Origin of the sequence: Streptomyces sp. 3N207 (assembly GCF_052246355.1) — a bacterium.
Classification (GTDB): Bacteria; Actinomycetota; Actinomycetes; order Streptomycetales; family Streptomycetaceae; genus Streptomyces.
On the sequence record NZ_JBQQBV010000001.1, the window covers coordinates 291,363 to 307,990 of the forward strand.

Genomic DNA, 16,628 nt, shown 5'->3' on the forward strand with positions numbered 1-16,628 from the left:
TCCGAGATGTCCTCGCCCAGCCCCGACATCGACGACCTCGACATCCACACCACCGCGGGCAAACTCGCGGATTTCGAGCGCCGCACCGCGGAAGCCGTTCACGCCGGCTCCGAACGCGCAGTGGAGAAGCAGCATGCCAAGGGCAAGTTGACCGCGCGTGAGCGCATCGCGCTGCTCCTCGACGAGGGTTCGTTCACGGAGCTGGACGAGTTCGCACGGCACCGCTCGACCAACTTCGGGCTGGAGAAGAACCGGCCGTACGGGGACGGCGTGGTCACCGGCTACGGCACCGTCGACGGCCGCCCCGTCTGCGTCTTCTCGCAGGACTTCACCATCTTCGGCGGCGCCCTCGGTGAGGTGTACGGCGAGAAGATCGTGAAGGTCATGGACTTCGCGCTGAAGACGGGCTGCCCCGTCGTCGGCATCAACGACGGCGGCGGCGCCCGGATCCAGGAGGGCGTGGCGGCGCTCGGCCTGTTCGCGGAGATCTTCCGCCGGAACACCCACGCCTCCGGCGTGATCCCGCAGATTTCGCTGGTCCTCGGCCCGTGCGCGGGCGGTGCCGTCTATTCACCCGCGATCACGGACTTCACCGTGATGGTCGACCAGACGTCGCACATGTTCATCACGGGCCCGGACGTGATCAAGACGGTCACCGGTGAGGACGTCGGCTTCGAGGAGCTGGGCGGCGCCCGTACGCACAACGCCACCTCCGGCGTGGCACACCACATGGCGGGGGACGAGAAGGACGCCATCGAGTATGTGAAGGCGCTGCTGTCGTATCTGCCGTCCAACAACCTCTCCGAGCCGCCGGGCTACCCGGAGGAGGCGGACCTGGAGACCTCCGAGGAGGACCGGGAGCTCGACGTCCTGATCCCGGACTCGGCGAACCAGCCGTACGACATGCACGCCGTCATCGAGCATGTGCTGGACGACGGCGAATTCCTGGAGACGCAGGCGCTGTTCGCCCCGAACATCGTCACCGGCTTCGGCCGGATCGAGGGCCAGTCGGTGGGCGTGGTGGCCAACCAGCCGCTCCAGTTCGCGGGCTGTCTCAACATCGACGCGAGCGAGAAGGCGGCGCGCTTCGTCCGTACCTGCGACGCCTTCAATATTCCGGTGCTCACGTTTGTGGATGTGCCGGGCTTCCTGCCCGGTACGGACCAGGAGTACGACGGGATCATCCGGCGCGGTGCCAAGCTGATCTACGCGTACGCGGAGGCGACGGTGCCGCTGATCACGGTGATCACGCGGAAGGCGTTCGGCGGCGCGTACGACGTCATGGGCTCCAAGCACCTGGGCGCCGACCTCAACTTCGCCTGGCCCACCGCGCAGATCGCCGTGATGGGCGCGCAGGGCGCGGTCAACATCCTGCACCGCAAGAAGCTGGCGGGGGCCGGTACGCCCGAGGAGACCGAGGAGCTGCGTGCCCGGCTCACCCAGGAGTACGAGGACGCGCTGCTCAATCCGTATGTGGCGGCCGAGCGCGGCTATGTGGACGCGGTGATCCGCCCGGCGGAGACCCGCCGCCACATCACCCGCGGCCTGCGCACGCTGCGCACCAAGCGGGAAGCGCTCCCGCCGAAGAAGCACGGCAACATCCCGCTGTGAGGAGGCCGCGATGACGACGGAGTCCATCGAAACCGTGCAGGGAACCGGCGGAGGCCCGGCCACGCCCGCCGAGCCGCCCATCCGCGTCGTCCGGGGCAACCCGACGCCCGAGGAGCTGGCGGCGGCGCTGGCGGTGGTGCGGGTCCGGGCTTCCGCCGCGGCGGCCGGGGAGCCGCAGCGGCCGGCGCCGAGCGCCTGGTCCGACCCGGCCCGCACCGTGCCGGGCCCCCTGCCCACGCCGGGCCCCGGCGTCTGGCGCCGTACGTTCTGGCCCGGCTGACCGGTATCCGGCGCGCTCGCGTGGGTGCCTGCGGCTGAGTACGCGTACTCAGGCACAGGCACCTTCGCACGACCACCATGGGCGCATGCTGTGGTCGGACCCCCGAGACGAGCCGCCGCCGGAACTGAGCAGGACCCAGGAGCAGATGCACCGCCTCGGCTGGGTGCTGTTAGTTGTCACCGGCGTGGTGATGCTGCTGCTCCTGTCCGTCGCCTACTCGTGAACACTGCTGGGCGCTCCCCCGCGCCGACTCCTTACGATGGCGGCATGAACTCTCCGCGTCTCGTACTGGCCTCCGCTTCCCCTGCCCGTCTCGCGCTGCTGCGGCAGGCGGGGATGGCCCCCGAGGTGGTTGTCAGCGGCGTGGACGAGGACGCGCTCAGCGCACCGACCCCCTCCGAGCTGGCCAGGGTCCTGGCCGAGGCGAAGGCGACGGCGGTCGCCGGACGGGCGGAGGCGGCGGGCGCGCTGGTCGTCGGCTGCGATTCGGTGCTGGAGCTGGACGGGCGTCCGCTGGGCAAGCCCGCGGACGCCGAGGACGCGACGGCCCGCTGGAAGGACATGCGGGGCCGCTCCGGCGTCCTGCACACCGGGCACTGCGTCATCGACAGGCGTACGGAAACGACGGATACGCCCGCCGAGGCTCCCCGTCGCTCGGTGACTGCCTCCACGACGGTGCACTTCGGCGAGCCGACGGACGAGGAGATCGCGGCTTATGTCGCCAGCGGCGAACCGCTGTATGTGGCCGGGGCGTTCACGCTGGACGGCCGCTCGGGTCCGTTCGTCGACGGCATCGAGGGCGACCACGGCAATGTGCTGGGTCTCTCACTGCCCACGCTGCGCAGGCTGCTGCGCGAGCTGGGCGTCTCCATCACGGACCTGTGGGCTCCGCGCTGATCCCGGATCCGTCGACGGGCCGGCCCGCGGAACGGTCGGCGGGCTGCTCCATCGCCTCGCCGTACCAGGTCAACGACCAGACGATCAGGCCGAGGACGGCCATCATCACCAGGAAGGCCGGCCAGCCGACCAGGCCGACGGAGAAGGCACCGAGCACTCCGTGCACCACGGCGCAGCTGATCAGCACGATGCGCAGAAGGCCACGCGGCGGCACATCACGGAGCGCCGTTCGGAGCAGGATCAGCGCACAGCTCAGCACATAGCCGCCGACGAGCACGGCACCGATCACCGCCGAAACCGTCATGGCACGCGGGTCGATGCCCGCCAGGGACATCTGCTGGGCGTCGGCGACCTTGCCCAGGAAGAGATTGAGTCCTACGAGCACGGCTGCTTCCACCGTCAGCACCAACGCGGTCACCGCGGCCACCGCCCGTCTGCGCCCTGCCACTTAGCCACCTCTTCCGTCGCCGTGCATCTGCGGTACGCGGGCCGCCACTTGGCCACCCGCCCGCCGATGCGATCCCCGCTGCCCGCTCTGCTGTTTGCCGTTACGTGCTCTGCGTTACTCCAGGTATGTGCTCTTGGCAGGGCGAACGCTACTCACGGGTACAAGCCGGGGCAAGGGAAACGACGCAAAGCAAAATTTCGCTCTCCAAGTCGTAGGGACTCCACAAAGACGAGCCCTCCAGGCGCACGACTCCGACAGAGAGCTAGCCCACATGCCTGAGGCGGACGATCCCGCGTCGAATGCGGCGTACCGTGGGACAACGAGGGGAGATCCGGTTCTGCGCGACCCGCGGATGACACTCCGTGTGGGCAAGCTCACCCCCCTTGGCGGCTCGGCCTCAGGTGTCGCCTGTACCTAAACTCAGCTTGTTTCAAGGAGGGAGCCATCGTGCGCAAGGTGCTCATCGCCAACCGCGGCGAAATCGCCGTCCGCGTTGCCCGCGCGTGCCGGGATGCGGGAATCGCGAGCGTCGCCGTCTATGCCGAGCCGGACCGGGACGCGTTGCACGTCCGCGTGGCCGACGAGGCATTCGCGCTGGGCGGTGACACCCCGGCGGCGAGCTATCTGGATGTCACCAAGGTGCTGAAGGCCGCCGCCGATTCGGGCGCCGACGCCGTGCACCCCGGCTACGGATTCCTCTCCGAGAACGCCGACTTCGCGCAGGCGGTCATCGACGCGGGCCTCAACTGGATCGGCCCGCCCCCGCAGGCCATCCGCGACCTGGGCGACAAGGTCGCGGCCCGGCACATCGCGCAGCGCGCGGGCGCCCCCCTCGTCGCGGGCACCAAGGACCCGGTCTCCGGCGCCGAGGAGGTCGTCACCTTCGCCGAGGAGTACGGCCTGCCCATCGCCATCAAGGCCGCCTTCGGCGGCGGCGGTCGCGGTCTGAAGGTCGCCCGCACGCTGGAGGAGGTCCCCGAGCTGTACGACTCGGCAGTGCGCGAGGCCGTGGCCGCCTTCGGCCGCGGCGAGTGCTTCGTCGAGCGCTATCTCGACCGGCCCCGGCACGTGGAGACCCAGTGCCTGGCCGACAAGCACGGCAACGTGGTCGTCGTCTCCACCCGCGACTGCTCCCTCCAGCGCCGCCACCAGAAGCTGGTCGAGGAGGCCCCGGCGCCGTATCTGACGGACGAGCAGAACGCCGAGCTGTACCGCGCGTCCAAGGCCATCCTCCGCGAGGCCGGTTACGAGGGCGCCGGCACCTGCGAGTTCCTCGTCGGCCAGGACGGCACCATCTCCTTCCTGGAGGTCAACACCCGCCTCCAGGTGGAGCACCCGGTGACGGAGGAGGTCACCGGTATCGACCTGGTCCGCGAGATGTTCCGGATCGCCGACGGCGAAGAGCTGGGTTACGACGACCCCCCGCTGCGCGGTCACTCCTTCGAGTTCCGTATCAACGGTGAGGACCCGGGCCGCAACTTCCTCCCGGCCCCCGGCACCGTGACCACCTTCGCCCCGCCGACCGGTCCCGGTGTCCGGCTCGACGCGGGTGTGGAGTCCGGCTCGGTGATCGGCCCGGCGTGGGACTCGCTGCTCGCCAAGCTCATCGTCACCGGCGCCACCCGCCGGCAGGCCCTGGAGCGCGCTGCCCGGGCGCTGGACGAGTTCGAGGTGACCGGCATGGCCACCGCGATCCCCTTCCACCGCACGGTGGTACGGGACGCCGCCTTCGCCCCCGAGGTCAGCGGCCGCGAGGGCGAGTCGTTCGACGTCCACACCCGGTGGATCGAGACGGAGTTCGTCAACGACATCAAGCCGTTCGCGGCTCCCGTCGTCGGAGAGACCGACGAGGAGGAGGCCGCGGGTCGCGAGACCGTCGTCGTCGAGGTCGGCGGCAAGCGGCTGGAGGTCTCCCTCCCGTCCTCGCTGGGCATGCCGCTGGCACGCGCCGCGGTCGAGGGCGGCGCCCGCAAGCCGCGGCGGAAGGCCGCAAAGAAGTCCGGCACCGCCGTCTCCGGCGACGCGCTCGCCTCCCCGATGCAGGGCACCATCGTCAAGGTCGCCGTCGAGGAGGGCCAGCAGGTGGAGGAGGGCGAACTCATCATCGTCCTGGAAGCGATGAAGATGGAGCAGCCGCTGAACGCGCACCGCTCCGGCACCGTGAAGGACCTCCACGCGGAGATCGGCGCCTCGGTGACGTCCGGCGCCGTCATCTGCGAGATCAAGGACTGAAGCCTCGGCTTCTTCGCCGCAGCCTTCTTCCCGCCGCTGCCCTTCTTCCCCGCCGCTGCCCTTCTTTCCGCTGAAAGGGGCCGCGGCGGGAAGGGGTTGCGGCGCCGCTTCAGCCGGCCCGTACCGTGAGAGCCCCGGGCGGGTCCGTCTCGACCCGTGCTCCGAAGGGAGCGCTGACCCGGTCGAGGGTTGCCCGTAGCCACTCCGTGTCTGCGGGCGACGCAGGAACGAGGCGGATCCGGCGGGCCTGGAAAGGGATGAGCCGCACGTCCGATGCCAGCCCGGTATCCGCGTCAAGTGAGACGGCAAAGAGCAGCCGCAGGTCGTCGCGGTATGCGCCGTAGCCGCTGATGCCCTCGTAGTCGTCGATGAAGTCCCCGCAGCCGTAGAGGACGAGCCTGCCCCGGTAGAGCTCGACGGGGCGCGGGTGGTGCGAGGAGTGACCGTGGACGAGGTCCAGCCCGCCGTCGATCAGCGCGTGCGCGAACCGCACCTGCTCGGGCGGTACGTCGTAGCCCCAGTTCGAGCCCCAGTGGACCGAGGCGACGGCGAGGTCGCCCGGGCGTTTCAACTCGGCCACCCGGCGGGCGACTTCCCCCGCATCCGCGAGGGACGACTCCCGTACCAGGTGCACCCCCGGTCGCCTGCCCGTCGCGGCCCAGTGCCGGGGGATGCCGCTGGACGGCGACCCCATCGAGACGACGAGCAGCCGGCCGCCGCTCTCCGCGCCGGGCGGACCGAGCGGGACGACCGCCGGTGTCCGGGCCTCGGTCGCGTCCCGGCCCGCACCGGCCGTCCGTAGCCCGGCCTCCCCCAGGGTGCCGAGCGTTTCCACCAGCCCGCGTACGCCGAAGTCGAGCACATGGTTGTTGGCCAGTACGGTCACGTCGGGCCGGGCGACGCCGAGGGCAGGCGCATTCGCGGGGCTCATCCGGTAGTGGACGTCCTTGCACGGGGCGAAGTCGCCGTTGCGCGTGACGCTGGTCTCCAGGTTGCAGATCCTGGCGTCGGGGGCCAGTTCGTCGAGCGTGCGCAGGGCCTCGCCCCAGGGCCAGCCGAAGTCGGCCGGGCGTGGCACCGGCCCGTTCGCCGCCTCCGCCAGTGCGGCGTAATCCCCGGCATCCTGCATGCAGGGCTCGCACAGCAGGGGATCGCCGGGGTGCGGCAGGATCTGATCGACGCCGCGCCCCAGCATGACGTCGCCGGTCAGGGCAAGCGTCACCGCGTTCCCGGACACGTCTCCACGGTAGTGGAGCCCTCTCGTCCGCTGCTACTCGCCAGGGCTCTCACGAGGGCTTCGCCTCGCGGGAGCCCGGCGATCTGCATCCCTGCTAGCGGCGCCTGGGAGCCAGGTCCGCCACCCGGGGCGGGCCCGCGGGGGCCGACCGCAGATGAGTGGGAGGGGTACCCCCTCCCTGGTTCGGGCTCCCACCCTGGGAGGCGGCGGCCCGGCGTGGGGTGGGCATGGGGACCTCGGAGCGCCCCCTGTCATGGGGGGCCGGCGCCGCGGTTCCGGCGACGGTGACCTGGACGCCGCGGTCGGCGAGGGCCTGCAACTCGGTGTCCGCGCGGTCGTCGTGCGGAGGCGGTTCGTCCGTCACGAGTCGGGTGATCACGTCGGTGGGCACCGTCTGGAACATGGTGTCGGTCCCCAGCTTGGTGTGGTCGGCGAGGACCACCACCTCGCCGGCCGCCTGCACCAGCGCCCGGTCCACGCTCGCGGAGAGCATGTTGGAGGTGGACAGCCCGCGCTCGGCCGTCAGTCCGCTTCCGGACAGGAAGGCGCGGGAGACCCGCAGCCCCTGGAGGGACTGCTCGGCGCCGCTGCCGACCAGCGCGTAGTTGGAACCGCGCAGGGTGCCGCCGGTCATCACCACTTCCACGCGGTTGGCGTGCGCCAACGCCTGGGCCACCAGCAGCGAGTTGGTGACGACGGTCAGGCCAGGCACTCTCGCGAGCCGCCGCGCGAGCTCCTGTGTCGTCGTACCGGCTCCGACGACGACGGCCTCGCCCTCCGAGACGAGGCCCGCGGCGAGGTCGGCGATGGCCGTTTTCTCCGCGGTGGCCAGATGGGATTTCTGGGGAAAGCCGGACTCCCGGGTGAAGCCCCCCGGTAGCACGGCCCCGCCGTGACGGCGGTCGAGGAGTCCTTCGGCCTCCAGCGCCCGTACGTCACGGCGTACGGTCACCTCGGAGGTCTGGACGACGCGGGCCAGCTCGCGGAGCGAGACCGCTCCGTTAGCTCGCACCATTTCTAGGATCAATTGACGACGTTCCGCAGCGAACACGAAACTGACAGTAACGCCAACGACCGTCTGCTTTCAGCGCTATGCGCCGATTAACAGAAATTGTTCGTACGGCAGCGCTCAACGTGGTATAGGGGATCGTTTTGGGCGGGCGGCTTCGTCTCGGCGGCGCGTCAGTGGAGTTCGGCCAGCTTGCGGGTGTGGAGCTGGCGGGCGACCTCGGCGATCGAGCCCGTGAGCGACGGGTAGACAGTGAAGGTGTTCGCGATCTGCTCGACGGTCAGATTGTTGTCAACGGCGATCGAGATCGGATGGATCAGCTCGCTGGCCCGCGGCGCGACGACCACACCGCCGACGACGATCCCGGTGCCGGGGCGGCAGAACAGCTTCACGAAACCGTCCCTGATGCCCTGCATCTTCGCCCGCGGGTTGCGCAGCAGCGGCAGCTTGACGACGCGGGCCTCGATGGCGCCCTTGTCGACGTCCGCCTGGGTGTAGCCGACAGTCGCGATCTCCGGGTCGGTGAAGACGTTCGCGGAGACCGTCTTGAGGTCGAGCGGATTCACCGTGTCGCCGAGGAAGTGGTACATCGCGATCCGGCCCTGCATGGCTGCGACGGAGGCGAGCGCGAGCACGCCGGTGCAGTCGCCCGCGGCGTAGACGCCGGGGGCCGTGGTGCGGGAGACCTTGTCGGTCCAGATGTGGCCCGACTCCTTGAGCCGGACCCCGGCCTCCTCCAGACCCATGTCCGCGGTGTTCGGGATGGCGCCGACCGCCACCAGGCAGTGCGTGCCGGTGATCGTACGGCCGTCCTGGAGGGTGACCTCCACCCGGTCGTCCTCCGTCCTCTTGGCGGAGGCGGCGCGGGAGCGGCTCATCACGTTCATGCCGCGTCGCCGGAAGACGTCCTCCAGGACGGCGGCGGCGTCCGGGTCCTCGCCGGGCAGCACCCGGTCGCGCGAGGAGACGAGGGTGACCTGCGAGCCCAGCGCCTGGTAGGCGCCGGCGAACTCGGCTCCGGTCACGCCGGAGCCGATGACGATGAGCTCCTCGGGCTGTTCCTGCAGGTCGTAGAGCTGCGTCCAGTTCAGGATGCGTTCGCCGTCCGGACGGGCGTCGGGGATCTCACGCGGGTGACCACCGGTGGCGATCAGTACGGCGTCCGCCGTGAGCTGCTCCTGGCTGCCGTCCGCCGCCGTGACGGTGACGATGCGGGAGCCGTCCGTCGCCTGACCGGGCTCGACGCGGCCACGGCCGCGGACGACGCGGCCTCCCGCGCGGGTGACGGAAGCGGTGATGTCGTGCGACTGGGCGAGGGCCAGCCGCTTGACGCGGCGGTTGACCTTGCCGATGTCGACGCCCACGACGCGGGCCGGGTCGTCGGGGTCGTGGGTGGTGTCCTCGACCCGGATGCCGAGCTCCTCGTAGGAGGAGTCGAAGTTGGTCATCACCTCGGCGGTGGCGATGAGCGTCTTGGACGGTACGCAGTCGGTGAGCACCGAGGCGCCGCCGAGGCCGTCGCAGTCGACGACGGAGACTTCCGCGCCGAGTTGCGCTGCCACCAGGGCTGCTTCGTATCCGCCAGGGCCGCCGCCGATGATCACGATCCGAGTCACATGCCCTATTGTCCCGCACCGTGTGGGGTGCGCCGCATCGGGGTGCATCCTCCCTGCGGGAGGGGCCGCCGTTTTTGCGGGCCCCCGCCCGCTGTCCCGCTTTGCTTGTGGGGCACGCATTGTTTGTTCTTCGGCTTGCGCTGAGTGCTTGTGGGGGCACGCCTCGTTTGTTCTTCGGCTTGCGCTGAGTGCTTGTGGGGGCACGCCTCGTTTGTTCTTCGGCTTGCGCTGAGTGCTTGTGGGGGCACGCCTCGTTTGTTCTTCGGCTGCCTGCCGGTGCTTGTGGGGGCACGCCTCGTTGGGTTTCGGCTTGCGCCGACAGGTCGTGTCGGGGGGCTCCGCCCCCCAACGGCCCCCCGCCAGGTGGGCTTCGCCCCCCTAGAACCCCCCTTCCGCGAGTGCTTGATCTATTGACGTGAGGGAGCTCCGCCCGGGGGCTGCTGCCCTTTGTCTGCGGGTGGCGCCCATATCTGGGGTGGATCCTCCTGCGTGGGCGTCACCCGCAGTGCCGGTGTGCTTTGCAGGGGGCCGTTACGCTCGGGGGATGTCGCTCTACGCCGCGTATGCCGGCAATCTCGACGCCCGTCTGATGGCCCGCCGTGCGCCGCACTCTCCGCTTCGGGGGACCGGGTGGCTCACGGACTGGCGGCTCACCTTCGGAGGGGAGCACATGGGGTGGGACGGGGCGCTGGCCACAATCGTGGAGGCGCCGCGTTGCCAGACCTTTGTGGCGCTGTACGACATCGCGCCGATGGACGAGGAGTCCGTGGACCGCTGGGAGGGCGTCGGGCTGGACATATACCGGCGGATGCGGGTGCGGGTGCAGACGCTGGAGGGCGAGGAGCCCGCGTGGTGTTTTGTGCTCAACGGTTACGAGGGCGGCCTGCCCTCGGCCCGCTATCTGGGGGACGTGGCGGACGCCGCGGAGTCGGCGGGGGCGCCGCACGACTACGTCATGGAGCTCCGTAAGCGGCCCTGCTAGCGGAAAATACCGTCCCGCGCCGGTTTCGGCCGTGTGTTCGTCCGGACTTGGAGACGAGTTGCGTCCCACGTCTACGCGCGTAGGCGATAACGGGCTACCCTCGTCGCGTGAACGCTTCTGCCACTACGCACATCGCCGACGACCCCTACCGCTCCGCCGAGGAGGCCGCCGCCAAGCTGCGGGCCCTGACCGGCGAGGACAGTCACGACGTGGCTCTCGTCATGGGCTCGGGCTGGGTGCCCGCGGCCGACACGCTCGGGGTGGCCGACCACGAGCTCGCGGTCACCGAGCTGCCGGGCTTCCCGCCGCCGACCGCCGCGGGCCATGCCGGCAAGATCCGCTCGCACCGGGTGGGCGACAAGCGCGCGCTCGTCTTCCTCGGCCGTACGCACGCGTACGAGGGCCGCGGTGTCGCGGCCGTCGCGCACGGGGTGCGCACGGCCGTGGCGGCGGGCTGCAAGACCATCGTCCTCACCAACGGCTGCGGCGGGCTGCGGCCGGGTATGCGGCCGGGTCAGCCGGTACTCATCAGCGACCACATCAACCTCACCGCCACCTCCCCCATCGTCGGTTCCAACTTCGTCGACCTGACCGACCTCTACTCGCCGCGGCTGCGCGCGCTCTGCAAGGAGGTCGACCCGACGCTGGAAGAGGGCGTCTACGTCCAGTTTCCCGGGCCGCACTACGAGACCCCCGCGGAGATCGGTTACGTCCGCACCATCGGCGGAGACCTGGTCGGCATGTCCACCGTCCTGGAGGCCATCGCCGCACGTGAGGCCGGGGCCGAGGTGCTCGGGATCTCGCTGGTGACCAACCTGGCCGCCGGGATGACGGGCGAGCCCCTCAACCATGAAGAGGTCCTTCAGGCGGGCCGGGACTCGGCGGTACGCATGGGGACGCTGCTCGGCGAGGTGCTGAAGCGGATCTGACCGGTTCGCCGATGCTTCTTTACGGCTTCGGGCCGCCCTTCCGCAGCTTGAGGGCGGTCAGGCACTCACCCCTTCCGGCTCTCCAGCCCCACTGTGAAAGGCAGGACCAAGAAGATGAGCGACGGCCTGCGGGACGACGACGCGCTGCTCGCCCGGGCCCGTGACTGGCTGGCCGAGGACCCGGACCCGGAGACCCACGAGGAGCTCGCAAAGCTCGTCGAGGCCCGGGACCTGGAGGAGCTGCGGGACCGGTTCTCCAGCACCCTCCAGTTCGGCACGGCCGGGCTCCGCGGTGAGCTGGGCGCGGGTCCGATGCGGATGAACCGGTCCGTCGTCATCCGCGCGGCGGCCGGGATCGCCGCGTATCTGCGGGCCCGCACGGAGGAGGGGAGCCGGCCGCTGGTGGTGATCGGGTACGACGCGCGGCACAAGAGCGCCGACTTCGCGCGGGACACCGCGGCCGTCATGGTCGGTGCGGGGCTACGCGCTGCGACGCTGCCCGAGCCGCTGCCCACCCCGGTGCTGGCGTTCGCCGTACGGCACCTGGGCGCCGCCGCCGGAATCATGGTCACCGCCAGCCACAATCCGCCGCGGGACAACGGCTACAAGGTCTACCTGGACGACGGTCTGCAGATCGTGCCGCCCGCCGACGGGGAGATTGCGGACGAGATCGCGTCCGTGGGTCCGCTGAGTGGCGTGCCGCGCCCCGACTCCGGCTGGCAGGTGCTCGGCGACGACGTACGGGATGCCTACCTCACGCGTACCGGCGCCGTCCTCACCGAGGGCTCGCCGCGCGAGGTGCGGGTCGTGCACACAGCGATGCACGGCGTCGGCCACCGCACGGCGCAGCTCGCCTTCGAGCGGGCGGGTTTCCCCGGGATCGTTCCGGTGCCGGAGCAGGCCGAGCCGGACCCCGACTTCTCCACCGTCGCGTTCCCCAATCCGGAGGAGCCCGGCGCGATGGACCGCGCGTTCGCGACCGCGCGCGCCTGGGAGGCCAACCGCGGCGAGCGCCCGGACGTGATCATCGCCAACGATCCGGACGCGGACCGCTGCGGCGTCGCCGTACCGGACGCGACCGCCGAGAGCGGCTGGCGGATGCTGCGCGGCGACCAGGTGGGCGCGCTGCTGGCCAGCCATCTGATCCGCAAGCACGCCAAGGGCACGTTCGCGACGACCATCGTCTCCTCCTCGCTGCTCTCCCGGATCGCCGAGTCCGCGAAGCTGCCGTACGCCGAGACGCTGACCGGCTTCAAGTGGCTGGCCCGGGTGGAGGGGCTGCGGTACGGCTACGAGGAGGCGCTGGGCTACTGCGTCGACCCGGAGGGCGTACGCGACAAGGACGGCATCACGGCGGCGCTGCTCGTCGCCGAGCTGGCCGCCGAACTGAAGCAGGCCGGGCGCACGCTGACGGATCTGCTGGACGACCTCGACGTCGAGTACGGCGTCCACGCGACCGACCAGCTGTCGGTGCGGGTGGCGGACCTGTCGCTGATCGCCGCCGGGATGCGGCGGCTGCGCTCCGAGCCGCCGACTGCCCTGGGCGGGCTGGCCGTTGCCCAGGCCGACGATCTGAGCCAGGGCAGCGACTCTCTTCCACCGACGGACGGGCTGCGCTACCGGCTGGCCGGCTCGGAGGGGGTCGAGGGCGGCCGTGTCATCGTCCGGCCCAGCGGTACGGAGCCGAAGCTCAAGTGCTATCTGGAGGTCGTCGTCCCGGTCGGCCCTCCTGCCCAGCTCGCGGGCGCGCGGGAGCGGGCGGCGGGCGTACTGGACCGGATCAAGGCCGATCTGAAACGGGCGACGGGGTTCTGAGCCCGGGAGGACCGGGGGCGGCTGTGCTGCGGAATAGCCGCCCCCGTCGCGTGAGTTACCCGGAGCAGTCAGCCGAACGTACTCGCAGCACTCCGTGGGGGAGAGACCAACGACCATGTGGCACGGTGAGCAGCTCGATCTTGAGGCGTATCTCGGACGGCTGGGGTACGAGGGGGAGCGGGCGCCCACGTTGGAGACGCTGCGTGGGCTGCACCGGGCGCATGTGCTCTCGGTGCGCTGGGACAATCTGGACAGCTTTCTGTACCGGTCGGTCTCGCTCGACCTCGCCGATCTCCAGGACAAGCTGGTCCGCCGTGACCGGGGCGGTTACTGCTACGAGCAGGCCACGCTGTACGCGGCGGCGCTGGAGCGGCTGGGCTTCCGGTTCACCGCGCTGAGCGGGCGGGTGCAGATGGGTGCGGAGAAGATCCTTCCGGCGACGCACGCGATGCTGCTGGTCGACCTCGACGGGCGGCGCTGGCTGAGCGACATCGGCTTCGGCGCCAGCCCGCTCGCCCCGATCGAGCTGGTGGACGGCGGGGACGGCGACGAGGTGACGATCGAGGGGCGGGCGTTCCTGCTACGCCGTACGGAGATCACGCCGGGCGCGGACGGCTGGGCGCTGTACGAGCCCGACGGCCGGGGCGGCTGGATGGTGCGGCACAACTTCACCGAGAACCCGCAGTATCCGGTGGACTACCAGCTCGGCAACCACTTCATAGCCACCAGCGACCACTCCCCCTTCAACCGCCGCCCCTTCCTCCAGCGCATCCGCCCCGACCGCACCGACCAGCTCGACGGCCTCAACTGGACGACCACCGCTGCCGGTAGCGCCGAGCCGGACGAGAAGCGCACCGTGGAGCCGCACGAGCTGCCCAAGCTGCTGTCGGACACCTTCGGTGTGGAGCTGTCGGCGGAGGAGGCGGAGTTGCTGGTCGAGCGGATGCGGCAGCTGGAGGGTTAGGTCGTGTCCGGCAGATCTTGCCGCGCGCCTCGTGCCGGTGCCCACGCGGCGGAGCAGCATATGAGCACAGCCCCGCGTCCCTTCGGGGCGCGTCCCCTACGGCGCTTGCCCGGTCAGCAAGATCCGACGGACAAGCCTTAGACCAGCAGCAGGACGGCCAGAAGGACCGCGCCCGCCGCGGCCGGGGCGATGACCTCGAAGGACCAGCGGACGGCGACCTCGCCCTGGGCCTCCTCCTGCGGGCCGTGGGTCTCCAACAGCTCGCGGAGTTCGTCGACGGACTGGTCGGAGGGAGCCCGCTTCTCTCGTGGCTCGGACTCGTCCGTTCCGAGATTCGGCAGGCCGCGTCCGCCGAACAGCCCACCGGGCCCGGCGGCGGGCGGCCGGCCCGAGGCGATGCGCTCGTTGTGCCGGGTCGCCTTCTTGCGGGCCCGCAGTGAGACGGGGATGGCCCAGAGCTGGTACTTCGTGCCGTCCGCGACGACCTCGCTGGAGTACCCGGCGCGCACCGTCTCCACGGTCCCCCACGGCACCTCGATCGTCCGGAAGGGGTTGCGTACCCGCATCCGCCGCTCCCCCGCGAACACGGCGGGGCGCAGGGTGAAGGCGACGACGAGCGGCACGACGAGCAACAGTCCGGCGAGGGCGAGCCATGGTGTGCGGCCCTCGCCGCCGACGATCGCGTCGGCCGAGAGCCACACGCCGATGGCAAGCAGCGCGATGCCGCCCGCCATTCCGGAAGGCGAGCGGTATACGCGGTCCGGGAACTGCTGACCGCCGCTGCCGGGTCCGTTTCCGGACTCGCCGCTGGGTCCGTTTCCGGACTCGCCGCCGGCTTCGATTCCCGCCTCGTCGGCGGATCCGTTACCGGCTTCGGTTCCCGCCTCGTCGGCGGATCCGTTACCGGCCTCGCCGGCTTCGTTTTCGGCCTCGCCGCCGGATCCCTTTCCGGCTCCGTCGCCTTGATCCTTCTCCTCGCTCGTCATGCGAACGATTGTGCCGGACCGTCCGCATGACGGACATTGCGGTACGGCATCGAAGACACCCCCCGGGGGGCGGGAAGCGATGAGTTTTCGTGGGGCGAAGAGGAGGTGGCGGCTTCCGCGTTGGCGGCGGATTCGGTGGTGCTGATCGTCCGCCGGGGGACGTCGCGTGTTGCTGCGGTCGTGCTTGCGGTTGCGGCTCCTCTGAGTGCTGGCTCCGCCCTGGGGTGGCGGCGTTGGTGGGATGCGTAAATTTGGCGTTGGTTGCCGGGATCTTGTTTCGTGCGAACGCGCCTTGCGGCCGGCTACGGGGGGAGGGGTCTTGGGTTGCGCGTCGTACTGGTTGCTGGTGCGGGTGGGTTTGGGTTGCGCGCCGTACCGCCGCCGTCTTGGGGTTGGGGTTTCGGGAACCGACCGTCCGGTCGGTTTGGGTTTCGGGGGAGCTGGCTGCTGCCGCCTTCGGGTTGCGGTTTCGTACTCTCGCTCCGCTCGTGGCACGCCGGTGGGCGGTGGGCCGGGTGTGCGGACTTCCTTTTGAAAGGCGCCGACCTCGGTTGGGGGAGCTGCCGGTGGGTGGCCGGCCAGTAATGGTCGGGCGGATGGGGTGACAGCCACTACGCGCGTAGATATGGTGCTCTGGTGAGCATGTCTACCGATGCGGCCCCTCGCGACGCGGGGAGGGGCTCCCTCTCCGACGTCGTGACTTCCGATGCCGCTCTCCGTCGCTTTCTGCAGGGGCTTCCCGGCGTGGACGCGGTCGGGCTGGAGGCCCGGGCCGGTGCGCTGAGGACCCGTTCCATCAAGACGACCGCCAAGGCGTACGCGCTGGATCTGGCGATCTCGATGATCGACCTGACGACGCTGGAAGGGGCCGATACGCCGGGCAAGGTGCGGTCCCTGTGCGCGAAGGGTGCGAGTCCCGATCCAGGCGATCGGTCGACGCCCCGGGTCGCTGCCATCTGCGTGTACGCGGACATGGCGGCCGTCGCCAAGCAGGCGCTGGCGGAGCTGGGGGCGGCCGAGATCAATGTGGCGTCCGTGGCCACCGCATTCCCGTCCGGGCGGGCCGCGATGTCGGTCAAGCTGGCGGACACCAGGGAGGCGGTCGCGGCCGGGGCCGACGAGATCGACATGGTGATCGACCGGGGCGCTTTCCTGGCCGGTCGCTATATGCAGGTGTTCGAGGAGATCCAGGAGGTGAAGGCCGCCTGCGGGGGTGCTCATCTGAAGGTGATCTTCGAGAACGGGGAGCTGGCCACCTACGACAACATCCGGCGGGCCTCCTGGCTGGCCATGCTCGCCGGGGCCGATTTCATCAAGACGTCGACGGGGAAGGTCAACGTCAACGCGACGCCGCCGAACACGTTGCTGATGCTGGAAGCCGTCCGCGATTTCCGGGCGGCCACCGGGCGGCAGGTGGGGGTGAAGCCCGCCGGTGGGATCCGTACGGCGAAGGACGCGGTCGCGTATCTGGTGATGGTGAACGAGACGCTGGGTGACGACTGGCTCAGCCCGGACTGGTTCCGGTTCGGTGCCTCCAGCCTGCTGAACGATCTGCTGATGCAGCGTCAGAAGCTCTCGACCGGGCGCTACTCCGGTCCCGACTACGTAACGGTGGACTGAGC

At 70.5% G+C, this 16,628-nt stretch carries 15 protein-coding genes; 10 read left to right on the forward strand and 5 right to left on the reverse strand.

Annotation, left to right across the window (positions count from 1 at the left end; translation table 11 throughout):
- The first annotated feature begins 6 nt into the window (after positions 1 to 6).
- The 4 genes from ACTWP9_RS01345 (at position 7) to ACTWP9_RS01360 (ending at position 2,788) form a co-directional block, all read left to right on the forward strand.
- Positions 7 to 1,611 carry an acyl-CoA carboxylase subunit beta gene (locus tag ACTWP9_RS01345; protein WP_443244050.1) on the forward strand — a complete coding sequence of 535 codons (1,605 nt, stop codon included), beginning with the start codon at positions 7 to 9 and terminating at the stop codon, positions 1,609 to 1,611.
- A 10-nt stretch (positions 1,612 to 1,621) separates the two neighbouring features.
- On the forward strand, positions 1,622 to 1,891 hold the full coding sequence (locus tag ACTWP9_RS01350) for an acyl-CoA carboxylase subunit epsilon (protein ID WP_443244051.1): 270 nt from the start codon (positions 1,622 to 1,624) through the stop codon (positions 1,889 to 1,891).
- An 85-nt stretch (positions 1,892 to 1,976) separates the two neighbouring features.
- Positions 1,977 to 2,114, forward strand: coding sequence for a morphogenic membrane protein MmpB (gene mmpB, locus ACTWP9_RS01355; RefSeq protein WP_209240091.1), 138 nt, complete (start codon positions 1,977 to 1,979; stop codon positions 2,112 to 2,114).
- Positions 2,115 to 2,158: 44 nt separating this feature from the next.
- On the forward strand, positions 2,159 to 2,788 hold the full coding sequence (locus tag ACTWP9_RS01360) for a Maf family protein (RefSeq protein ID WP_443244052.1): 630 nt from the start codon (positions 2,159 to 2,161) through the stop codon (positions 2,786 to 2,788).
- Here ACTWP9_RS01360 and ACTWP9_RS01365 read toward each other — a convergent pair.
- The gene (locus ACTWP9_RS01365) at positions 2,763 to 3,236 is read right to left on the reverse strand and encodes a hypothetical protein (RefSeq protein ID WP_443244053.1); all 474 of its coding nucleotides are present in this window, start codon (positions 3,234 to 3,236) and stop codon (positions 2,763 to 2,765) included. The genes ACTWP9_RS01360 and ACTWP9_RS01365 overlap by 26 nt on opposite strands.
- Positions 3,237 to 3,683: 447 nt before the next feature.
- Between ACTWP9_RS01365 and ACTWP9_RS01370 the strand changes: the two genes are divergently transcribed.
- Positions 3,684 to 5,468, forward strand: a complete 1,785-nt coding sequence (locus ACTWP9_RS01370) for an ATP-binding protein (protein ID WP_443244054.1) — start codon at positions 3,684 to 3,686, stop codon at positions 5,466 to 5,468.
- 109 nt (positions 5,469 to 5,577) lie between these two features.
- Here the strand turns inward: ACTWP9_RS01370 and ACTWP9_RS01375 are convergent, their stop codons facing one another.
- From ACTWP9_RS01375 to ACTWP9_RS01385, 3 genes are all read right to left on the reverse strand, one after another.
- A complete protein-coding gene (locus ACTWP9_RS01375) occupies positions 5,578 to 6,705 on the reverse strand; it encodes a CapA family protein (RefSeq protein WP_443244055.1) in 1,128 nt (375 codons plus the stop codon).
- Positions 6,706 to 6,799: 94 nt separating this feature from the next.
- Entirely contained in the window at positions 6,800 to 7,720 is a 921-nt protein-coding gene (locus tag ACTWP9_RS01380; protein ID WP_443244056.1) for a DeoR/GlpR family DNA-binding transcription regulator, read from the reverse strand.
- Between the two features lie 167 nt (positions 7,721 to 7,887).
- Positions 7,888 to 9,339, reverse strand: coding sequence for an NAD(P)H-quinone dehydrogenase (locus tag ACTWP9_RS01385; RefSeq protein WP_443244371.1), 1,452 nt, complete (start codon positions 9,337 to 9,339; stop codon positions 7,888 to 7,890).
- 535 nt (positions 9,340 to 9,874) lie between these two features.
- Here ACTWP9_RS01385 and ACTWP9_RS01390 point away from each other — a divergent pair.
- From ACTWP9_RS01390 to ACTWP9_RS01405, 4 genes are all read left to right on the forward strand, one after another.
- Complete coding sequence (locus ACTWP9_RS01390) at positions 9,875 to 10,312, forward strand: gamma-glutamylcyclotransferase (protein ID WP_443244057.1); 438 nt, start codon at positions 9,875 to 9,877, stop codon at positions 10,310 to 10,312.
- A gap of 107 nt (positions 10,313 to 10,419) precedes the next feature.
- Positions 10,420 to 11,241, forward strand: a complete 822-nt coding sequence (locus tag ACTWP9_RS01395; RefSeq protein WP_443244058.1) for a purine-nucleoside phosphorylase — start codon at positions 10,420 to 10,422, stop codon at positions 11,239 to 11,241.
- 114 nt (positions 11,242 to 11,355) lie between these two features.
- Positions 11,356 to 13,056 (forward strand): phospho-sugar mutase, encoded by a 1,701-nt coding sequence (locus ACTWP9_RS01400; RefSeq protein WP_443244059.1) that lies wholly within the window; start codon positions 11,356 to 11,358, stop codon positions 13,054 to 13,056.
- 115 nt (positions 13,057 to 13,171) lie between these two features.
- Positions 13,172 to 14,020 (forward strand): arylamine N-acetyltransferase family protein, encoded by an 849-nt coding sequence (locus ACTWP9_RS01405; protein WP_443244060.1) that lies wholly within the window; start codon positions 13,172 to 13,174, stop codon positions 14,018 to 14,020.
- A gap of 137 nt (positions 14,021 to 14,157) precedes the next feature.
- Here the strand turns inward: ACTWP9_RS01405 and ACTWP9_RS01410 are convergent, their stop codons facing one another.
- Positions 14,158 to 15,006, reverse strand: coding sequence for a PH domain-containing protein (locus tag ACTWP9_RS01410; RefSeq protein ID WP_443244061.1), 849 nt, complete (start codon positions 15,004 to 15,006; stop codon positions 14,158 to 14,160).
- A gap of 642 nt (positions 15,007 to 15,648) precedes the next feature.
- On the opposite strand from ACTWP9_RS01410, the gene deoC reads away from it, so the two are divergent.
- A complete protein-coding gene (deoC, locus tag ACTWP9_RS01415) occupies positions 15,649 to 16,626 on the forward strand; it encodes a deoxyribose-phosphate aldolase (RefSeq protein WP_443244372.1) in 978 nt (325 codons plus the stop codon).
- Positions 16,627 to 16,628: the final 2 nt, after the last annotated feature.

Bases quoted from the DNA above. Each gene is read 5' to 3' on its own strand.
- ACTWP9_RS01350 (WP_443244051.1), top strand. From the start codon at position 1,622: ATGACGACGGAGTCCATCGAAACCGTGCAGGGAACCGGCGGAGGCCCG.
- ACTWP9_RS01345 (WP_443244050.1), top strand. From the start codon at position 7: ATGTCCTCGCCCAGCCCCGACATCGACGACCTCGACATCCACACCACC.
- ACTWP9_RS01360 (WP_443244052.1), top strand. From the start codon at position 2,159: ATGAACTCTCCGCGTCTCGTACTGGCCTCCGCTTCCCCTGCCCGTCTC.
- ACTWP9_RS01380 (WP_443244056.1), bottom strand. From the start codon at position 7,720: ATGGTGCGAGCTAACGGAGCGGTCTCGCTCCGCGAGCTGGCCCGCGTC.
- ACTWP9_RS01400 (WP_443244059.1), top strand. From the start codon at position 11,356: ATGAGCGACGGCCTGCGGGACGACGACGCGCTGCTCGCCCGGGCCCGT.
- deoC (WP_443244372.1), top strand. From the start codon at position 15,649: ATGTCTACCGATGCGGCCCCTCGCGACGCGGGGAGGGGCTCCCTCTCC.
- mmpB (WP_209240091.1), top strand. From the start codon at position 1,977: ATGCTGTGGTCGGACCCCCGAGACGAGCCGCCGCCGGAACTGAGCAGG.
- ACTWP9_RS01390 (WP_443244057.1), top strand. From the start codon at position 9,875: ATGTCGCTCTACGCCGCGTATGCCGGCAATCTCGACGCCCGTCTGATG.
- ACTWP9_RS01405 (WP_443244060.1), top strand. From the start codon at position 13,172: ATGTGGCACGGTGAGCAGCTCGATCTTGAGGCGTATCTCGGACGGCTG.
- ACTWP9_RS01410 (WP_443244061.1), bottom strand. From the start codon at position 15,006: ATGACGAGCGAGGAGAAGGATCAAGGCGACGGAGCCGGAAAGGGATCC.